13 protein-coding genes are annotated in these 22,070 nt (G+C 48.6%); 4 read left to right on the top strand and 9 right to left on the bottom strand.

Translation table 11 applies throughout. From position 1 onward, the window contains the following. Positions 1-93: 93 nt before the first annotated feature. On the bottom strand, positions 94-837 hold the full coding sequence (locus CCY32_RS09015; protein WP_210401713.1) for a hypothetical protein: 744 nt from the start codon (positions 835-837) through the stop codon (positions 94-96). Between the two features lie 132 nt (positions 838-969). On the opposite strand from CCY32_RS09015, the gene alr reads away from it, so the two are divergent. Next, the gene (gene alr / locus CCY32_RS09020) at positions 970-2,055 is read left to right on the top strand and encodes an alanine racemase (protein ID WP_088330287.1); all 1,086 of its coding nucleotides are present in this window, start codon (positions 970-972) and stop codon (positions 2,053-2,055) included. 82 nt (positions 2,056-2,137) lie between these two features. Here the strand turns inward: alr and CCY32_RS09025 are convergent, their stop codons facing one another. The 4 genes from CCY32_RS09025 to CCY32_RS09040 form a co-directional block, all read right to left on the bottom strand. After that, positions 2,138-2,914: a MurR/RpiR family transcriptional regulator gene (locus CCY32_RS09025; RefSeq protein WP_281492510.1), complete on the bottom strand. Its 777-nt coding sequence runs from the start codon at positions 2,912-2,914 to the stop codon at positions 2,138-2,140. 134 nt (positions 2,915-3,048) lie between these two features. Continuing rightward, positions 3,049-5,544, bottom strand: a complete 2,496-nt coding sequence (pbp4b, locus tag CCY32_RS09030) for a penicillin binding protein PBP4B (RefSeq protein ID WP_088330435.1) — start codon at positions 5,542-5,544, stop codon at positions 3,049-3,051. Between the two features lie 171 nt (positions 5,545-5,715). Then, complete coding sequence (locus CCY32_RS09035; RefSeq protein ID WP_246840571.1) at positions 5,716-8,721, bottom strand: carboxypeptidase regulatory-like domain-containing protein; 3,006 nt, start codon at positions 8,719-8,721, stop codon at positions 5,716-5,718. A 552-nt stretch (positions 8,722-9,273) separates the two neighbouring features. Next, positions 9,274-12,216 (bottom strand): TonB-dependent receptor, encoded by a 2,943-nt coding sequence (locus CCY32_RS09040; protein WP_088330289.1) that lies wholly within the window; start codon positions 12,214-12,216, stop codon positions 9,274-9,276. Positions 12,217-12,596: 380 nt separating this feature from the next. Between CCY32_RS09040 and CCY32_RS09045 the strand changes: the two genes are divergently transcribed. Continuing rightward, complete coding sequence (locus CCY32_RS09045) at positions 12,597-13,976, top strand: NlpC/P60 family protein (RefSeq protein WP_088330290.1); 1,380 nt, start codon at positions 12,597-12,599, stop codon at positions 13,974-13,976. 9 nt (positions 13,977-13,985) lie between these two features. Continuing rightward, positions 13,986-15,080, top strand: coding sequence for a dipeptide epimerase (locus CCY32_RS09050; protein ID WP_088330291.1), 1,095 nt, complete (start codon positions 13,986-13,988; stop codon positions 15,078-15,080). A gap of 402 nt (positions 15,081-15,482) precedes the next feature. Here the strand turns inward: CCY32_RS09050 and CCY32_RS09055 are convergent, their stop codons facing one another. The 4 genes from CCY32_RS09055 to prsK form a co-directional block, all read right to left on the bottom strand. Then, positions 15,483-16,160, bottom strand: coding sequence for a M15 family metallopeptidase (locus CCY32_RS09055; RefSeq protein WP_210401715.1), 678 nt, complete (start codon positions 16,158-16,160; stop codon positions 15,483-15,485). Continuing rightward, entirely contained in the window at positions 16,157-17,551 is a 1,395-nt protein-coding gene (locus CCY32_RS09060; protein ID WP_088330292.1) for a Na+/H+ antiporter NhaC family protein, read from the bottom strand. The genes CCY32_RS09055 and CCY32_RS09060 overlap by 4 nt, the downstream gene beginning before the upstream one ends. A gap of 152 nt (positions 17,552-17,703) precedes the next feature. Continuing rightward, positions 17,704-19,062, bottom strand: a complete 1,359-nt coding sequence (gene prsR, locus CCY32_RS09065) for a PEP-CTERM-box response regulator transcription factor (protein ID WP_088330293.1) — start codon at positions 19,060-19,062, stop codon at positions 17,704-17,706. A gap of 178 nt (positions 19,063-19,240) precedes the next feature. Continuing rightward, complete coding sequence (gene prsK / locus CCY32_RS09070) at positions 19,241-21,262, bottom strand: XrtA/PEP-CTERM system histidine kinase PrsK (RefSeq protein WP_210401716.1); 2,022 nt, start codon at positions 21,260-21,262, stop codon at positions 19,241-19,243. 215 nt (positions 21,263-21,477) lie between these two features. Here prsK and CCY32_RS09075 point away from each other — a divergent pair, with 215 nt between their 5' ends. Continuing rightward, on the top strand, positions 21,478-22,068 hold the full coding sequence (locus CCY32_RS09075) for a twin-arginine translocation signal domain-containing protein (RefSeq protein WP_088330295.1): 591 nt from the start codon (positions 21,478-21,480) through the stop codon (positions 22,066-22,068). Positions 22,069-22,070: the final 2 nt, after the last annotated feature.

Genomic DNA, 22,070 nt, shown 5'->3' on the forward strand with positions numbered 1-22,070 from the left:
AGGATAAGAGGAGAGTTGGATAAAAGATGGAATCCTTAATCCTTCACGGCTCTGTGTACCTTTGTAATGAAAATGTGCTTTTCCGATAACCTCTTACAGTGCTGGCAAGGCCCATTCAGACCGGCGCTTGAGGTATTCATCTTTAGGCAGTAACACCATTGCCGGTGCTTTATCAGCGTCCAGCCAACGGATTAGCGTGTCCATTGCCTGCGCAGGCATTGCGGTGCAACCGGCTGTGGGTTTGTCTTCTGCGCGCCAGAGGTGCAGAAAGATACAGCTTCCGGCACCCGCAATGTTCTCTGGATTGTGCGCCACAAAAACGCCCTGACGATAAAGTTCATCGCCGTAATGAAGGTCGCGGCGCATCCCCTCAGATGAGCCCTCTACGGCCTCTTCCCCCACCCTACTGGCATCCACAATCTGGTTATAATAAACCGATTCGTTCACATCCATGCAGTAATGGCTGCGTTGCATCTGTTGGTAGGGAATCTGCAAACCACCAAGTGCTTCATAACCAAATCCTTGTGTTAAGGCAAAGATCCCGGCCGGTGCTTTTCCGTCGCCCTCTTTTTTCTGCTGACCCGGTTGCTGGGGGTGAAGCCCGATGCCCCATGCTGAGCCGGTTCGTCCGATCGTCACGGCAGTATGAAGGGAACCTTTTCGCCATCCGTTGTCACTGCGCACATAGGTCTGCATCTGCCCCTGGATCCCATCCCAGTCTTCGGTGGTTACCACCACCAGTTGTTGTATGTGGTCGGGCAGTTGCCATTCAGCCTCAGCGAAGGCCCCTGAGGTAAAAAGTGCCGCAAATGCAATCGTCATCCAGGTTTTCAACATATTAATCCTTATCAGCGAGATCAGATTAGTGAATAATAGAGCAAGGCATCAAAAGAATAAACTATTACTAATAAATCGTTTTGATGTAAGTTAATATTCCAATCTATCTTGCGTCCGGAGCCATTCTTAACCATGACATACAGGCCAAGTTTTGCCGAAATCGACCTGGGTGCTATCCGTGAAAATTATCGTCTCAGTTGCCAGTTGGCACCCAACTCGCAGCACCTGGCGGTCGTCAAAGCCAACGCTTACGGCCATGATGCCATTGAGGTAGCACGGATTCTTAAGGGGCATGCACCTGCATTGGCAGTGGCATTTATCGACGAAGCCCTGCAATTGCGTGAAGCCGGTATTGATTCCCCCATTCTGGTGCTTGAGGGCTGCTTTTCAGCCAACGAACTGATACTGGCCAGCCAGCATAATCTGTGGCTAATGTTTCATAGTGTTGAGCAGGTGATAATGCTTGAGAGCACATCTCTGCCCACCTCGATCACCGCCTGGCTAAAGGTAGACACCGGCATGCACCGATTGGGCATCGATGCTGCACAGGCGCCCTCAGTTTTACAACGTTTACTGGACACCCAGAAACTGTCACAACAACCGGTGCTGGCCAGTCATATGGCCAACGCCGAAGTACTTGATCATCCACTGAATCGCCAGCAAATTGAGCAAGTGCAACAACTGGGAAAACAGACCGGATGTGCACTCAGTCTTGCCAATAGCGCAGCGCTTATGCAGTTACCCGCAAGTCGCTTTGACTGGAATCGACCAGGGATCATGCTGTATGGCTGTTCACCGCTGGAAAAAGCATCTCAGCAAATAGGACTCAAACCAGCAATGAGAGTGGTTAGTAGTATCATGGCCATCCGCGAGCTACATCCCGGCGAAGCGGTCGGCTATGGCGGTCATTGGGTGGCCAGCCAGCCCAGTCGCATTGCGACGGTCGCAATTGGCTACGGCGACGGTTACCCTCGTTCCACCCACGGCAAAAGCGATGTATTTCTGCATGGCCAACGGGCCAAAGTTGTGGGGAGTGTTTCGATGGATATGATTGGCGTCGATATTAGCCATATCCCCCAGGCTCGTATCGGCGATCAGGTGGAGATATGGGGAAGTCATGTCAGGGTCAACGAGCTGGCAGCCCAGGTTAATACCATCAGCTATGAATTGCTGACGCGCATCAGCCAGCGCCTGCCCAGACGATTTATTCAACCCTGAGCTGTGCAGCTAAGTGCTTATTTCACTCAGGCTTTGAGACTAACGACGGCATTCTACGCACTGACTAAAGGCATATACAGGCTCAGTTATCTTCCTGTGCGCGCTGCAACGCAATAATCAGCATGTCCATCAGATAGGACAAGTTGATGGCCTGGGGGGGTAGCAAGAGCTGGGGTATTTGGGTGTCCACCAGCATTTGCAGAGTAATGTCACACATACTGGGTAATTTTGTATCGCCATACTTGCAAATACCGATAATTTTATTGCGGTGACTGCGGTTCAGGAGAATCAATTCCTGCAAATGCTCATCACAATCTTCCAGGCTGATGATCACCAGCACTTTCTCCGCTAGCGTCTGATCGGCCAGCAACAGATCCAGCCGGTAGTCAGCCACATGCTGCACCTGCTTTTCTAACTGGCATAATCCCTGCGCCAGACGGGTTGCAGGATAGAGTCCTTCACCCAGTCCCTGCACCTGCACCCATTTCGCCTCGGCCAGCACACTTACCGCATGCACAAAGGCATCTGAGGCTTCGATCTCTGCCAGATACTCAATGGTCTTTGCCGATTCCTGCCGAATAAAGTCGGTAATCGACTCTTTATCCTGACGCCTGGAGAGCGGACCATTGCTGGTATTTAAACCAATACCTCGGGCCAGACTCTCGTTGACAGCGAGTTTTAGATCAGGATATCCACGATACCCCATTTTCTGGCTGAATTTGACCACGCTGGACTGACTCACCCCTACCGCACTGGCAAGCTGCTGCGACGAATAGTCGCGCAACAAGTGAGTGTTATCGAGAATAAAATCAGCCAACTTCTTCTCACTGGAAGACAAGTTGTCACGCATGGCTTTCATTTTCAGTAAACAGGTCAATGGCGTTCCCTACTGCAATATCATTTTTATTATCGTTTATCTGCATAGAATACCGCTTTTTATCTGCGAGTCATCCCTAACCGGTATAATCGTCACAATTTTGACACCTGACACTGTCAACGTGAGATTACCGATTCATACACCAGCGAGATAATGCTGCCGTAGCCGCTCAGTTCAAATTCATCGCCACTGAACCCATACTGGTCCTCCTCGAGCTCGACCACAGGTGTATGGCGACGGTTTGTCAGCAGAATAATAGCCAGATCATATTGCGGATCCACCACGGTCACGGTGCCGGTCCAGCCGGTATGTCCAAATGCCTGTGGACTGGCGTAAGGGCCAAAATGCCAGCGCCTTTCACCATTACCCGCGCGGCGCCAGCCAAGACCCAATGTAATGTCCAAATCCGAGGCTTTAGTGAACTGATCCAACACTGAAGGCGTGAAAATTTGCTTTTCACCATAGCCTCCACGGTTTAACAACACTTGCGTCAGAACCGCCATATCTTCAGCACTGGAGAAAAGCCCGGCATGACCTGATACGCCCTGCATGGAATAAAAGGCCTTTTCGTCATGCACTTCCCCCTGCAGAACATGGGTGCGGACATTGTCAAAGTCGAGCCGCCCTCCGCGAGTATTGCCACGAATCTCCGTGGCCGCAAACTGACTCTTCACCGCGCCCTTTTTCAGCGGATTAAAGCGTGTATCCTGTAATCCTAATGGTTCATAGATCTGGGATTCAACATAGCGGTCCAACGCCATACCCGTGATTCGTTCCACCAGCAGCCCCAGCAGCATAAATCCGGTGTCGCTGTATACGCTGTGGATACCCCGTCCGATCTCCAGCGGTACTTTGTGTAAAAGCAGTTGCTCCGTTTTAGATTTGTTTTGAGAGAAGAAGGCTTCGCCCAATTTGTTATCGCGGGTAAAAAAGCGAACTTCCGGACCGTATCCCGCAGTATGCGTTAACAGATCCTTTACGCGAATCGCACTCCGGCCCTGACCTCTAAATTCAGGTATGTGCTGGGACACTGGGTCGTTGAAGCTCAGCTTTCCTTCACTCATCAGCTTCATCAGCGCAAAGTTAGTGGCAAACATCTTGGTGTTTGATGCCATATCAAACAGCGTATTCCGGGTCATCGGCTGAGGTTGTGCCAACGGGCGTCCTTCATCATCGTATACACGCCGATGACCGTAGGCTGTGTGTTTAATGACTTTGCCCTCTTTCACCACCAGCAATACGGCGCCGGGATACCCCTGGGCAACCTCCTCTTTTATCAGGTTATCCAACCTGGTGAAGTCATATTCTGATGTCGTTGCCTGCTCAAGCTCTGGAAATGGCACTCTGACACGCACCTGGCTGCCAGGCGGCTGCACATTTTCGACCCTGAGATGATTCACGCCGTCCACCGTGCGGCGGGCTAAGGAATAGCGATATTGCTCATTGATAGCGAAAGGCTGCTGGATGTTCAGCTTCTCACCATTAACAAAAATATCCGCGTATTCGGCATCCTGACTGTCAATAATGATCTCCCCGCGACCGGCATAAGCCTTAAAAGCCTGACGGTCATTCACCCACACCCGTTCGCTGGGCTCAAGCTCAGGAAAAAGGCGATCGATCTGACCAAGAGAAACGGATTCCACCTGAACTGATTCCTGTTGCTGCCATGTCCGTTCTTTTTCATAGCGCTGCATTAATGACGTGATGTCATCCGGGAAGTACTTATCGATCAGGGCAAAGAGAGTTGCCGCGGTTTTGTCGCTGGCTTCGCCGTTCACATGCCAGGGTAGAAAGTGCATCTGAAATGCCGACAGTGTATCCAGAGTCTGTCCGTCCAGACGACCGGTTTCTTCCACACCATAGCCATAGGTATTGAGAGCAGATTGCACCAGACCAATAGAAGGCGAAGCCTTGGTAAATTGCTGCCAGTAACGATTCACCGTGTCATTATCGTACCAGGCACCGATGCCTTCTTTATATAACTGGTACCAGGGAAACCGGGGACCAGGATCATTTTTGCGACTGGGGGTAATATCCGAATGCCCAACGACCTGCGTAGGCCCGATGTCCGGATGGCGTTTGAGAATCGCCTTAGAGAGCTTTACCAATAGCGCAATTTGTTCGGGATCATAATCGGGAAAAATACACAGCCTGCCATCGCCATGTTCATTGCCATTGTCAGGATCACTGAAATGATGTCCCATTTCCCGCTCACATTGAGGCACATTGACAATTTCAATGCCAATAGATTGATCATTAATGTCTTGCTTACCCTGCCAGTAACTGCTGCCGGCATGCCAGGCCCGATCTTTCTCGTCCACTAACTGCAGGATTTTCAGTTCTTCTTCCGGGTAGGTGTCATCAAATCGCTCGGGAATCAGATAATGTGAGCTGACATAAGGCCCTTTCACCAGCGCATTCACTGATCTCTGATAATCAATCGCAGTAAAGTGCATGACCAAAAACTGCACCCTGTGATTATATGACTGCGAGGGCATTTGCTCGATGGGCAAACTGCTGCAGCCAACCAACATGACAGTTACCGCAAAGGCTAAAGGACGCAACAACCTCATCAGCGAGATTGCACAACGGCTGAAAAATGTGACTTTCATGACAATCTGAATCCGGGAACTGTTCAAGGTAAAAACAGGTTTACCTTGCAAAGCATATTAAACCTAACATAAAAAATCCCCGCCATACTGCGGGGATTGAATTAGTGCCCGCAACAATGCGGGCAAACACAGTGGCATTCCTTTGCCGATACAACACACAACGTTAACTCATCAGAACACTAAATTAACGGACAACTGAATACGTCTGGGGTTGATCAGATCCCTTGGCTGACCAAAAGTCTCATTGGTCACATAAGGGTCGTAATCGTAACCGGTTTGCTTGTCGAATACGTTAAAGATATCGGCGGCAAACTCGAGGGCCAGATCATCGTTGATGATCCAATCCTGACGATAGTTCAGATCCAGCTGCCAGTGACTGGATTCACGACGGCTACCCGCCGGTTCTGCGAAGCGGATCGTGGAGCTGGAATACCCGTACAGAGACCCATCCCAGGCTTCCCACACATCACCAGACTGGTAGAAGAAATTGGCACCAATATTGGCATTCCAGTCAGTAGTATAGTAACCAAAGACTTTAACCTTATGCGGGCGATCACCATTGAGTTTACCGTACTTACCATCCCACAACTGACGGCCGATACCATCTGCCAGCAGCGAGGAACCGATAAAGAAGTTTCCGTCTGATGCCCCGTTGGTAATGTCCTGATCATAGTTACCGTAGTAATGAGACCAGACATAGGACGCGTTGATGTACCAGCGTTCAGCAAAATACTCACCTTCCAGGCTGACTTCCCAGTATTTGTTCTTCGCACCATCCAGTTCGGCAATCACATAGGAAGAGCCACCGACCTCAGCACGGTAATCTTCCAGCTCAGGAATATACGGGCCTTTTGCCGCTATCCAATCCGGTACACCACCGAAGGGACCGTCATAGTCATACTCACGGGAATAGTTCCAGGTATCTTCCCATGGGTGGGAGACTTCGCGATGACGCACATGTCCACGCAGCATCCAGCCACTTTCCAGGTTCTTAGTCATACCGATAGTAATTTCATCGGTACGGCGAGGCTTGATACCTTCCTGGAAGAATTTACCGGATGATCCCGGACGCGCTTCACTATCCAGGTAGTTACCGTCCTGATCAAAATACACGTTTAGTGTATTTTGGCTGTTACGTGCCCAGGAGGCAGCCCGTGCCAGTGAACTGGCGTCAGGGTTATAACTGGCAAAGTTAGCGAAAACGGTGGCATCAGGCTGGAATTGCCAGGTCACACCCAGACGGGGCTGTATCATGTCTGAGAAGTCTATTTTATGCATCTCATACTTGTTACCTGGAGCCAATTCATAGCCAGAGACATTGTTCGAATTCTTTTTCAACCCCTGGCCAAAATACGTATCCTGACTGATTAGGACCCCAACATTGTAGATAAAGTCACCATGCTCAATGGTGTCATTGATTTCAATATTGTAGGTCTCAACCCATGATTCAACAGGGGGTACACTCTCACCTGACGCATCAAGGAAACTGCCTGCTTCGACTATCGCCTGGTAATAAACAGGTGTATCTCCGCTATAGTCACCATCAGGCTGTCTACCACCAATGTAGCTGATAGAACCCCAACCATTGGAGCGACGAGCCAGTTCCTCTTTACCTTCCTGATATTGAATGCCGAAGTGCAGGGTATGATAGGCTCCTGCTACTTCCATCTCATGGTCAATATTGAATTCGAACGCATCACGATAGAAGTTATTTACGTTAATCTGTGACGCAGCTCCGACGTCGCCGCCACCAATACGCTGCCCACCTTCCTGGTAGCCGTATTGGTTAATCAGGGCGAGTGCGACAGTATTGTCATAATTTGGATCATCAAGATCTAAATTAGGAACATTAAATAAACCTTGTTGATCCAGCTGAGCGATATTCAGCGCATCGCCAAGTTGTGGCGTCACTGAGGGCAACAACGTATCCGGACGGGAACTTGTTTCCAATTCATACTGGCTAAAATTAAAGGACAGCGTCGTGGCATCGCCCAGGTAATAGGAGCCATCTAAAGTGAAGATATTTTGTTCATCCAGACTACCTTCGGAAGTAGAATCCGCAGAGGTATCCCCTACTGACAAACCTTTACCTTCTTTTTCAGAAGTACGGTAGCTCATGTTAAACAGCAAATCGGCGGTGGGTGCCCACGTAAGCTTGCCAAAATATTCATCACGAACAATTTCGTAATCTTTGGTTTCACCGTAAGCCGTCACTTTGCTATCTCGCGTCGTTTCCGGGCGATAATAAGAAGAATAGAAGTACAATTCATCTTCGATCAGTGGGCCACTAAAACTACCGGTGATCCAACTCTGGTCCTGCTCAAACGTTGAGCCGTCAGTATCATCGCGATCGGCTTCTAAACTAGCGGGTTGAATACGGTATTCCAGGTTCCCATGAAACTCATTGGTCCCTGATTTCGACGTGGTATTAATAGAAAAACCACCAGAGCGGTTAAAACCTATGGCCTTTGCACCACCCCGGTCGATAGAAACGTTGGCAATATCATGCGTGGATGGCTCTGCAGCCAAAGTACCAAACAAAGGTAAGGTGACGTTTACGCCATCAAATGCATAGCTATTGTCACGACCAGAACCACCGGCTGAGGGCCCAAGTGTACTGTTCTCAGTGTATTCAACACCCGGAATGATTTTAAGCAGGTCTCGATATGACTGGCCAATAGGCAAGCCCTTGATCGCACTCTCACCCAGAGAGTTGCTCAGAGATGAATCACCGGAACGAACCAGATTGGTGCCCACTATGGTGATAACCTCAGCTTCATCTGCCACTGCGGGTAAGGTAATATCCACTGACGCAGTCTGATCGAGTAACACTTCCAGTTGTACAGTGCGGCTGGCGCCATTTGCCGCTTCTACTTTAACGGTATAATTACCGGGAATCAGAAAAGGCAGATTAAAGCTGCCGTTTTCTTTTAATTGGGTGCTTCTTGGCTTGGGCATATTGGGGCTGCTGGCCGTCACAGTAACCGTGGTGGGATCAACATCACCCTGCACCGTTACCTTACCTGCAAGACCACCTGTCTGTTGTGCTATGGCAGGAGCGACAATCATCGAACTTGCCAACACCGCCGCCGAAACGGCGGTAACAGGCGCACTCAGCGCCCCACGCATTGCCATCACAATGCGCTTTCTAGCAAAAGCTATATCATTGAATTTCATAGTTTTGGTATCCCTGGATCAGTTTTGCTTGTTTGCTTTTTAATTCAACACTTGTGAGTTTTTTTATTGCTGACTTTTTAGCCAGTCATTACTAAACCTATCACTCTTTTCTAAAAAAGAAAATATTTTATTCCTTTTTAAATTGACTTAAGGAATAAGGGCTTCATCTTGTAGTTCCGGTTGCCATAATTTGCAATCAATTCTGCGTTGCTTCATCGCTAAGAATCTAACGGAACTATCTCACGTGGCCCAAGTCATTGACACTGACTTAACAGGTGCCAACGGAGGAAGTGACGTGTCTCAAAGTGTAGCAGTTACCAGAGATATTGTATTAGTCTGAAGCCACGGCAATAATAATTTATTATTTATTCTTTGGTTAATGAAGATAAGTTACCTTTATCGCCTCTCGGATATGCCAAAGTGAATCGCCACATCAGCCTCACAACACTTCCCGACTCGACTGCAAGCATCACCTTATACCTTGAAAGCATGTATTCCCCGTATAAAAAAAGCCCGCATGAGCGGGCTTTAATTTGGTCTTATAAAACGCTTTTAGAAGCGCACTGATGCACTCAATCGGACATAGCGAGGTGAAGATATGCCATTTGGCAACAGGAACTCTTCATTATCAAATCCGCCTACCGTGCCGTTGTCTACATAACGATCAACAGAAGTAATAATCTGACTATCCAACACATTAAAGATATCCAGACCAACGCGGACGTCTGCACCATTAACCTGAGTTTCATAGGTCATGTTGATGTCTAATCGGGTAAACCAGCTCAAATCGCCATAGAACCCATTAGGAATATGCTTAAACGTTGCTTCAGACAGATCGCCTTCGCAACCGTCAACACAAATGTAATGCATTTCTTGTCGACTATTCCCGGTCAGTGGATTACCTGATCCAACCGCGTTAATAGGTTTGCCAGCCTGAGCGGTGAACTTAGCGCCAATGCGCCAGTTATCATCAATCTGGTAGGCGCCAGACACTAAGAAAGAGTGTGGAATGTGATTGGGGAGCTTACCCCAGTTCGTGTTGAGGAACGCCACATCGTCTGCAATTTCCGTATAACCCGGAATATCGTTACCTGTTTCAGTGAGTACCCCACCTTCAAAGTTGCCATAGTTATTGGCCCAGGTATAAGCAAAATTAGCTGTCCATACATCATCCCATGCGCGGTCCAGCTCCAGTTCCAACGCATTGTATAAACGACGAGGTTGAACACCACCAATAACTTCCCCGGTGATACTATTCCATGAATCAGTAGCTTCTGATAATGGAATAGTCACGTCGCCACAATCTAAGCTAACCTCCAAATCACGGCCAGGGTTGCCGAAGAACCACCCCCAGATATTTCCGCATGCTTCTGGAATATTGGGATGATCATCGGGCATGACATCAACATACATATCCTCAAAAGCGTTGCGATAATCTCGGTGAATAGCACGCACACCCGCAGACCATTTTTCATCGATCATAAACTCATAACCAACAATAAATTCATTCTGGAAAGTGGCTTCAGGATCCTGATCAATCTCATCTGCACCAATGCGACCTGGGGATGAGAAAGTAATAGTGTCGTCTAAGCGCTCACCGGTAATTGGTGTTACATTGGTTCTTCCGTTGACCTCTTCAGTTTCAATTCCGTCTAATGCAAACCAATCAACGGTATAAACACCGCCTCCCCCTGCGCGAGCGGCTACCGCCTGGGCCAATGGCTGATAGTAACGCCCGGCATTAACAAAGAATTTGGACTCACCGTCACCATTCACATCCCACGAAAAGCCAATCCGCGGTGCAATCATGTCATCCAGTTTCAGGAACGTTGAGCCATCATATTGCTTAAGATGAAAAGAGTCCCAGCGCAAACCCGCTGTCAACGTCATGGTGTCATTCATCGTCCATACGTCTTCGACATAAGCTGCTTTGGTATCTTGCTGAGCGTCTGTTGTATTAAATCGGGTGCGGACTTCTACGACTTCAGAAACGTCATCAGGAACAGTAAACCCTTCATACTCAGAACCAGGTGTTACACTGTCCAGATAGTAACGTTTAAAATCAGGCCCGGGGGTGACACGCTGAAAATCGGTAGCACGATCTTCATTATCCAGTCCGAAACGGATAAGGTGGTCGCCTAACACGTACTCAAAATCAATACGAAAGGCATCGCGGGTACTGGTTCTGTAGTCAAATAAACTATTTGTTGTGCAGCCAATATGTTCATTCAGACCATCTCGGGCATCAAATACACGGTTGCAGAACGGGTCATTAGAACCGCCGAAACTATATTGGTATTCGCTGCGGCCAAACAATACTTTCGCCGTCAGGTCGTCAGTCCAATAGCCGGTATAGGTTAACGAGTAGTTGTCCCCACCTGTGGTAAAGAAGTCAGTGCTGTTATACTCACCATCTCTGTAAACATCGGTCAGCGTCTCGCTCTCGTCTGAAAAAGCGAGCAGCTCCACCAGGTTATTGTCGTTTACCTGCCAATCAATCTTAGCTCCCCAGAAACCAGAATCATTCTCCCCGATATCGCGGTTCTGAGATTCCCTGCCATAGACATCGTCAGACTTCACATTGCGTGGCTCGTACATGGCATAGAAAAACAACGTATCCTCAATAATTGGGCCACTTGCATAGACTGACACTGTATAGGCATCATTTTCATCCTGGCTGCGGTTCACCCGAATATCACCATTTTTGTAGTACAGGTTTTTACGTTCGGCCCGCAAAGATTCGGGGGTATAATAGACATCCGCGCCAAATTCAAACTCATTACCACCGGATTTAGTGACGGCATTGACCACGCCTCCCGTAGTTCGACCGAATTCAACTGAATAACCACCAGTTTTTACCTGAAACTCTTCGTAGAAAGAAAAGGGAACGGAGTTAAATCCGATACCCCGCTCTACATCAGAAACATTCAAGCCGTTTATAAATACAGCATTTTCATTAACGGAAGCACCACCAAAGGAGATACCGCCAAAACCTCCATCATTAACGGCTGTTGAAAGGTTTGCCACGGCGGTGATGTCACGCCCTACAGGTATCCGCTCCAGTTCAACAGCACTGATGTTCAGACCGGTTCCAGATGAACTGGTATCAATCATCCGATAGCGCCCCCCGGTTACTGAAATGACTTCAACGTCACCAGGCGTCATAGCCAACTGCACAGTGCTGGTTGAACCAATCGCTACTCTTACATCGTCAACTTTGGCGGTATTGAAACCGTCTTTACTGGCCTTGATGTCATACGTGCCGATGGGCAGACGTGAAATTCTGAATTTTCCGTCAGCGCCTGCTGTTACAGTTCTGGCCAGGCCAGTATCCTCATTCACGATTGCGATGGTTGCTCCGGGCTCTGCCTGTCCCGCGAGAGTACCATCGTTATTAGCCGCCAAGGCATCAGCAGAGTAATTTGCTACAGTGAGTCCCAACATGCCGGTCACGGCTATATTAAGCAAAGAGCGTTTAAAGAGTGCGTTTTTCATAATGTTCCCCACACTTGAAGTGTCGATTTCTTGTATTGTTTAGGTTCAATGATCCGTGACCTTTAGAATCAGCCACCCTAAATAAACTAACACTTTCCAGATGCCTGTAAATAATTTATTATTATTTTTATATTTATATGTAATATTATTCCTGCATGTTTTTTAACAATTCGGCGGGAGCTGAAAGAAGCGCTTGGCAGCAGTGGGCGTAAGACGACTCTTTCCACAATGCGGATAAGTGTGTTTACGATAAGGCGGTGTTTGGCTGTTATTTACACCAGACTAAATCATCGTAAAGGCTCACCCACGGTGGGCGCAGTTGGTATACTGATGGGTATCGAGCAGGACACAAGACAGGAATTCAGAGAAAAAACATCATAATGAAACGATTACCTTTACTGATTAATGTTTTTACACTTTTGGCACTGAGTTGCTCACCATCACTCTTTGCAACTGAGACCGATGTGCCTGGTGTTACAGCCAGTCAACTGACGCCTCAGTACTGGGTTGATAAAACGCACAGTGCTGACGAGATGCTGTTGACTCCACACGCCATTGAAGAGCTCAATCAGCGTACCTTTAAGCTGCAAAGTGAACTGACGGTATTAGAAAATCTCCCCGGGCACTATGACAAAGCCTCCTTAAAAGCCATGATTGAAGAGGTCAGTTCAGTACCACGCTACGATCGCTTTTATGCAGATGGGCGGCAACTGACACAACAGGACTACGATAAATATCTTCAGAACATGGATCTTGGCGCACTTAAGACGGTGAATCCGGTTCAGTTTGCATTGGTGACAACGCGCACCACCATGCGCCGCTTCCCCTCTGATGACAAAGCCTACAATGACGAAATGGACCTGGACATCGACCGTTTTATCGAAACCGGCGTGTTTCCCGGTGATGCGCTGGCCATCCTGCACAGAAGTCGCGATGGCAACTGGTTTCTGGCTCGCGCATACCATTATCTTGCCTGGATTCCTGCTAAAGATGTGGCGCTGGGTAAAAGAGATGAAGTACTGAGCTTTCGCCAAAGTGATAACTTCGTGGTCATAACCGGTGCCAAAGTGTTTACCAACTACAACCCACAATTCCCTCAGTTGTCCGAAAAGCAATTGGATATGGGTGTGCGACTGCCGCTGATGGATAATCAACACGTTGGCCATGAGCTGTATGGCCAGAACCCTTATACCAGTTATGTAGTGAAGCTGCCCTATCGTGATGAAAAGGGGCAGTTAAGTATTCGTCCTGCGCTGATTAGCAAAAATCAGGACGTACATATCGGTTACCTTCCCTTTACCCGCGAAAATATTATTCGCCAGGGATTTAAGTTTCTCGGTGAACGATATGGCTGGGGGCACGACTACAATGCCAGAGACTGCACCGGTTTCGTTTCCGAGGTTTATCGCACCTTTGGTATCCTGATGCCGCGAAATTCAACCCAACAGGGTAAAGGTGAGTATGGACAAAACCTGCGCTTTAATGCCAGTTCATCAACAACAGAGAAACACGACGCCATTAGTAATATGGAGGTGGGCGACCTGGTGTATATCCCCGGCCATGTGGTGATGTATCTGGGTGAAGATAACGGTCAGCCCTATGTGATCCATGACGTACATGGCATGTCATATCTGGACAGTAACAACAATTATTATACCGGGACCCTCAATGGTGTGTCGGTGACCCCGCTTTTACCCATGCGCTTATCAGAATCAAGCAGCTATGTGGATAAAATTTACACTATTAAGTCTATTCGTTAAGGGAATCAGATGAAAATCACCGACATCAAATTTGCCATGCTCAGAGTGCCGCTGAACACGCCTTTTAAAACGGCGCTACGCACGGTAGATAAAATAGAAGACGTGGTGGTCATAATCGAGACAGACACTGGTCATGTGGGCTATGGAGAAGCCCCCGCCACGGCAGTGATCACAGGCGACACCCATGGCTCGATTATTGAAGCCATTAAGACCATGATCAAACCGAAACTCATCGGTGAAGAGATAGAGAACCTCAATCGTATTACCCATTTGATCCAGGGCTCGATTGTTAAAAATTACAGTGCCAAAGCGGCGGTGGAAATTGCCGTGTATGACCTGTTCGCACAGCGCTACAACGCCCCTTTATATAAAATACTCGGCGGCGGCGAACCCACTCTGAGCACCGATATCACCATCAGTGTCGATTACATCGATAAAATGGTGCAGGACAGCATAGAAGCGGTCAATAAAGGGTTTGAGACCCTTAAAATCAAAGTGGGCAAAGATATTGGTGTGGACATAGAGCGGGTGAAAGCCATTTATGCCGCCGTAGAGGGCAAAGCATTATTGCGCCTGGACGCAAATCAAGGCTGGACAGCCAAAGAGGCTGTATACGCGCTGACCCGCCTTGAAGATGCCGGTGTGCGTCTTGAACTGGTTGAACAACCGGTGAAAGGCCACGATCTGGAAGGAATGAAATACATCACCGAGCGCGTTCATACCCCCGTGATGGCCGACGAGAGCACCTTTGGCCCCAAAGAAGTCATTGAGCTGATTCGCATGCGCGCCGCCGACATTATCAATATTAAACTGATGAAAACCGGGGGTATCAGCAACGCCATTCGCATCGCGGATATTGCCGAAACCTATGATATTCAGTGCATGATAGGATGCATGCTGGAGACCAGCATCAGCGTCAGCGCAGCGGTACACCTGGCTGTTGCCAAATCCCATGTGATCACCAAAGTGGATTTAGATGGTCCGTCTCTCTGCGCCTTTGACCCGGTTATCGGAAGCGTTAAATTCAAAGGCTCCGACATCATTATTGAGGATAAACCGGGGATCGGTATCGAGAGCATTAAAGGGCTGGAAATGCTGAAGTAACACAGCAAAGTTCTCAGTCTTCCACATCTCCATTACGTTGGACTGTGTAACTCCCTGCTCCGTGTTGGGTCGAACGCATTTGAAAGGTGCAGCGTATTAATCTTGTAAAAGCGCAGAGAACCGAAAAGCGTCATTACCTAAATCCTCTGCGGTAAATCTACCATCATAAAAGGCGCTAGATGCCCGAAAAATACACTCGGGCATGACAGTTTATTGTGCCTATTGGTCATTCCCGCGAAGGCGGGAATCCAGAGCCCTTCAACACCACAGCCGAAAGGGCGCTAGATGCCCGATAACAACACTCGGGCATGACTGACGGTCTTTCCCAAATGAGGCTGACGGATCAGTTGCAGAACGGTATTGCCCTGAGAATTGAGAGCGCCTGACTGAAAGCCAACGGCGCTATTTAACCGGAAAATCGAAATACGTATCCGGATAAGGTTGCGGTGTCAGTGAGTAGTGCCACCACTCCATCGCATAATTACTGAATCCCTGGCTCTGCATCAGGCTTTTCAGACGCTGCCGGTTTTCTGCCTGTTCAGAACTGATGCGGGGATCGGCGGTATTCGATAGTGTATCGAACATGTCGAAGGGCGAGGCCATATCCAGCTCCTGCCAGCTGCCGTCAGCATCTTTACTCACCAGCGTCAGATCCACCGTAGCGCCACGGCTGTGTCCAGAACGCTCGGCAATATACTCGCCTACCAACTCATCTTTAGGCAAATTAGGATAGTATTCAGACTTCGTCCGGGTATCGGAGAGATCCTGTGCCCAGCGCATAAAATGCGCGACAGATCGCTGCGGTCGATAGCAATCGAATATCTTCAGCTTTAGCCCATGCTCAGCCGCTTCCTCGGCGACCTTTTTCAAAGCCCTGGCCGCCTTCTCCTGCAAGATACATTTGGGGGCCTGGTAGCCCTCAACTGGCGCACCAACAAAATTGTTGTCAGAGAAGTAGCGAATGTCATACAGCGCTTCAGGCAAAAAGGCATTCATATCCACAAAATCATCGGGCATCGGCTGTGAAAAAACCGACGCCGACGTCAGCACTGTCATCGCAGTCAATAACGTTTTCATCATACACCTATCCAGAATATTCCCACCAACACATAAGCGATAAGCGTGAGTGCGCCGCTAAATAAAGCATAAGGTAACTGGGTTTTGACGTGCTCAAGCAGATCGCACCCTGAGGCCAGACTACTCACTGCTGTAGTATCTGATATCGGCGAACAGTGATCACCAAATACGCCGCCACCGAGAATCGCCGCCATTACCAGAGAAGGAGGCAAGTCGAGGTTCAGCACCATTGGCATACCAATGGGAATAAGAATGGCAAAGGTGCCCCAGGACGTGCCAGTAGTAAAAGAAATCAGCGCGCCGGCCAGAAACAGCAGAGCGGGAATAATAAACAGGGGCAATGACTCGGCCACAATGCCGGAAATAAAGTCCCCGGTTCCGAGTACTCTGAGACTGCCGCCTAAGGCCAGTGAAAAGAGTAAAATGGCCACCAGCGGCAACAACTCACTCATTCCTTCAAACCCTACCCTGACCAGTTCCTTGTGCTCAAATCGCTTCGAACCAATCATCATTACATAGGCCAGCATACAGGCCAGCGTAGTGGCATAGAGCACCGATTTAGACCCATCACCATCAGTGAGGTTGCCATTACCTGTCCAGTACATAAATCCCAGCATTCCCACCACCATGGTCAATAGCGGCAATACCATGTAACGGGCTTTGGATGCCTGATAGTCAATCTCGGTGTGATTGGCTGACTTGCTCAGCACACGCTCTGACTCTTTCATGGGACCGAACACCTTCCCCGTAATGATGGTAAACAGCACAATGACCAGTGTGATCAGTGCATAAAAGTTAAGCGCAATGGTGCCAACCAGAATAGAAACCGCACTTTGCTCTGTGGGGTATGTGCCTAACAGCCCCAGCACATATGCACCCCAGCCATTTAGCAGAATTAGAATACAGATTGGCGCGCTGGTGCTATCAATCACATAGGCCAATCGGGCACGACTCATTTTGAACTTGTCATACAGGCCTCTGGACAAGATCCCCGCTGTCAGCACACTCAGGTTCGACTCAATGAATACCACCACACCGGTAAAGAAAGATAACAATCCCACCTGGCGCTGACTTCTTGCAACGCCCTTGTTGATCATTTTCTCCACCAGCGCCGTCACGCCTCCGGAATGTCGCATGTAAGCCAGTAATGCTCCCACCATCAGCGAAAACACCAGTAAGCGGCTGTTACCCGGTGACTCCAGCACAGAAATAATGCGCTCAACCGTCTGAAAAGGGCTCTGTAAAACTGAAGCGGCAAAGCCGGTTTGGCCTTGCATCATTAATAGTAATTCAGAGCTGAACAGCGCAACTAACAAAGCCAGAATGACTTCTTTGCGCCAAAAAACGACAATAATTGCCAGAGCAGGAGGGAGAAGCGTTAACCAGTCAGACAAGGGACACCTTTATTGTTATTGATCATTTGGGGAACGACGCAAACACCAGCCCCCTGCGACAAGAATTTATATTCCATTAATTTAACATTTTTTCAATAGAATATTCGAGCCTATCTTGGCCGCAAGGCACAAATGTCTTTTTGAGATCGGGCTTAACTGGTCGGTTTGATGTCCTCAAGCCGGTATTTTTCTATTAAGGAATACAAGGTAGGCCGGGTTATTCCTAGTAACTCTGCTGTACGGGACATATTCTGACCGGCAAGGTGCCAGGCCTGTCGAATCGCCCTGCTCTCTGCGGCCTCTCGCACTTCACGCAGATTCAGAGTTTGCATACCGGTATCTTCGTCACTACTGAACAGTCCCAGGTCATCGGTCTGAATCACGTTACCTTCTGCCATGATGACAGCCGACTTGAGTTTGTTTTGCAGTTCACGGATATTGCCAGGCCAGCGGTGCTGCAACATCGCCTCAATGGCCGCTTCACTGAACCCTTTAACCTTGGAGTTGTATTCTTCTTTATAGTCATTGAGGAAGGTTCTGGCTAACAGAATGACATCGCTCCCCCGGTCCCGCAGCGGCGGGATATGAATGGTAATTTCGCTCACCCGGTAAAACAAATCTTCGCGAAAGCTCTGCTCTTGCACCATGGCGGAGAGATCCCGGTGCGTGGCACAGATCACCCGGACATCCACGGGAATTTCATTGCGGCCACCAACACGCTCAATGACGCGCTCCTGAAGAAATCTCAGCATTTTTGCCTGCAGGCCAATGGGCATATCACCAATCTCATCCAGGAACAATGTGCCCCCCTGCGCCGTTTCAATTTTCCCCGGGGTGGTTTTATTGGCCCCGGTAAAGGCGCCCTTCTCGTAGCCGAAGAGTTCACTTTCAAGCAGGTTTTCCGGGATGGAAGCGCAGTTGATGGCAATAAAGGGCTTATTACGACGGCCGCTATGGTCATGAATGGAACGGGCAAAGACTTCTTTACCTGTACCACTCTCGCCCAGCAGCAGTGCACTGATATCGGTCTGGGCAATCTTTTCGGCACGACGACTGGCTAACTGAATGCTTTCACTGCTGCCGATAATCTTACCCATTGCCGGCTGCGACTGTGCCAACTGGCGATTTTCCAGCTCCAGGTTGTACAGGTTCATCGCCCGGCTAACCAGAATTTTTATGGTATCTGAGTCAATCGGCTTCTGATAAAAATCATAAGCACCCAACTCCACCGCCTTAAGCGCATTGTCTTTGTCGTTATTGCCGGTCACCACAATGACTTTGGTCTGTGGAGCAATATTGAGAATTTCAGCCAGGGCTTGTAAGCCTTCTGATGCATTGGCGGGATCTGGCGGTAAACCTAAATCGAGCGTCACCACTTTGGGTTCAAAACGCCGGAGTTGAGCAATAGCAGACTGTCGGTCATCGGCAAAAATTACTTCATAGCCACTAAAACTCCATTTCAGCTGCTTCTGTATGCCCAAATCGTCATCAACAACCAATACTTTTTCCATAAATGCATGTTCCTGCTATTGTTCTTCGTCGGTTTATCGTACCAGATTATCACGTCACTACACCGTTGCGAGTATATATGTCACTTCAGCAAGGTATACACAGAGGCAGCGCCAGATGGCGCTGCGGTAAAACGTATTACTCCATTAGGCACGCGCTACTGTGCCGAACCTTACCTACCTAGGCCATTGGCAGAAATAAACTGAAGGTTGTGCCCTCACCCTCTTTACTCATCACTTCCAGGCGTCCGCCGAGCTTTTCGATATAGCTTTTGGCATCATAGGCCCCAATTCCCATACCAGCGTTGCCTTTGGTGGTATCAAAGGGTTTAAACAAGCGATGGGCGATAAAATCTTTGCTCATCCCGCAACCGTTATCTTCGATTTCAATTAAACTGAACCCTTGCTCCTGAGCAGTACCAATGCGCACAACCACCTGACCGTCATCTGAAGTAGCTTGCTGAGCATTGCTGATAAGATGATATAAAACATTACTCAATTTTTCTTCATCTACTCTCAGACTGACGTCTGCAAGTTTATTAATCGTCGGTGTGGGCTTGTACTGGTGACACTTTTCATCGATTACCTTTTCCGTTAGCTGCACCAAATCCGTTGTTTTCGTGGCACTGGGTTGCGATGCTTTTTTCTCTGTCAGCTGTCGCAACATGCGATCCATACGATTTTTGGTATGCTGCAAGGTCTCAAAGGTATCTTCTATAAACTCAGGATTATGCTTATGCTGCTCTGCATTGCACAGAATCAGGTCTATTTGCGCCAGTACATTTTTTAAGTCATGGAGTACAAAAGCTGACATACGGTTAAAGGCGGCAAATTGCGCATTCTCCGCCAGTTCCTCTGCGGCCTCATAGTGAAACAAATAATTTGCCACCTGGGCTGTTACCGCGCTCAAATAGTCACGCAGTTCCCAGTCGAGTCGCACGCGCTCCGAACCGCTGGTATGAAGCAGGGCCATCCCCCATAACGTTTCATCCTGATAGACCGGGATCACCAACTGAAAGCGACACTGGTTTAAGATAGCATGGTTAATTTTTAAGCCTTCGTATAAAAAGGGCTTGTAACGCAACTCCTCAATGTCCACCAGCCAGTGTTTCTGCTCTAAAAATTGATATAGCTGTAAAAGCACATCATTCTCAACTTCCGTCAGCGGTTGTGACTCGGTTGCGCCAACCACCTCAAACTGATGAGAACGGTACTTTAACAACATACCACGGTCGTAATTAATCGCCTGTAAAAAACACCTCAACCCTTTTTCATAAACCTTGGACAAACTTTTTTCGCTTGCATTGAGGGTTTTTGACAGTTTCAGCCACTCTTCCCGATAATCATACTGATTGGCAAAAAAGTGCTTGGTTATAAAGACTTTTACTTTGGCTCTGAAGCTATTTGAGAGTAACAGCACGGCGAGTAACGTCAGTGACAAAAAGAGTAACACCAGTTGTACCGGACCACTCCAGTCACCACCGAAATACCGAATCGCATATCCGGCCACCGCCATCACAAACAGGTACCCACCGGCAGCCAGCAAGAGGGTACTGTGAAGCACCACATCCCGTGAGATGAATATTTCGATACCCCAGTGTTTAATCCGTCTAATGCCCACCACCAGAGCTGGCAGCAGCAATGCGTAGATATAGCCCCTTGCGGCCCAATACATGGGGTCCATCTGATTGACCATGGTGGCATCAGCAAACATCACAAAATCGTATAAACTGGTGGCGCCCAGGTAGATAACCAACGGCTTGTAATGCCAACGCTGCTCACCGGATTGGCGATAAAGGGTTTCCAGCAAAATCAAAACCGCCAGGGCAATTATCGTATGCAACAGAAGCTGCCACTTCAGCGGCACTGACAGCCAGGGCAGGCAAAGCGCCAGCACTGGCAAGGTGATCACCAGCAGGGTTACAGGTTGAGTGATGAGTGTTCGAAAGCTCGTCAGTTCACGCTTCAGCACAGAGCAGGTAAACAGCAACCAGAATAACCCTCTGAGCGCCTCAGCCTGCATCATCCAGTTAAGATGAATGAGATCCAGAGCAAAGCCAAGATTAGTGACCGACCACAGCATATTGATGATAACCGCCATAATCAGCAGGCGCTTTGCCAGGCCAGGCTTTTTGACCGTGAACAAAAGCAGCAACAGGAGCAAATTCCCGGCTAACGTCAGTGCATATCCGGCGGCAAACATCAGTGTCTTTCCTCTGTGATAGCGATGGGGTAAACTCTGACAACTATGACCATTGCAAGTTAGTCAGAAAATTTTACATTAACGATAAATGTGGATTTTCACAACAAGATAATTCCTTTATTTTCATGCGGATAGATGTTTGGTTCGTTTCTTGCATAGTCTTGCGTGTTAAACACATTATGGCCGTGCATCGGTAAATTAATTGGAAGTACATTATGGCAGAACAACAGAAGCAACCGCAGAACGTTAGCCTACAACAGGTGGGCAGCAGTCGCCGTAACTTTATAAAGGGAGTCGCGGTAGGATCCGCTTTAATCACTACAATAACCAGTAAGCCAGTCTGGGCCAGTCAGTGTTCCGTTTCCGGAAACCTGTCCGGCAATGTTTCCCACCATGATGAAACAGAAGTGTGCACCATGTCGAGTTACAGTCCTGGTGGATGGCTTAATGGCAGGGCCTCTGGTAATGCTGGGACTAACCCAAATCTGTGGTCCTATACCGGTGTCACCAAGTCGACCCCGCTTACCAGCTTGTTCGCCACTACCTCGTTTACGGGTACCGTGGCACAGGCATTGGCTGGCGGATCTCACGGCTGGGAACGTCAGTGTACTTGTGCCTGGTTGAATGCCGCTCTTTGGCAAAGAGCCATGGACGATTGCCAGACCGATACCAATTGTCAGATCGTTAATGACCTTGCGCCTGGCTTTTACTTCCCTATGACCACGGCACAGGTTGAAGCAATCTACGCCAGCGGTAAAGACGAAGTAATGATGGCTGACATGGAAGCTGCACAAAATATCGATTAACA

The sequence above is a fragment of the Lacimicrobium sp. SS2-24 genome, from assembly GCF_002201535.1.
Classification (GTDB): domain Bacteria; phylum Pseudomonadota; class Gammaproteobacteria; order Enterobacterales; family Alteromonadaceae; genus Lacimicrobium.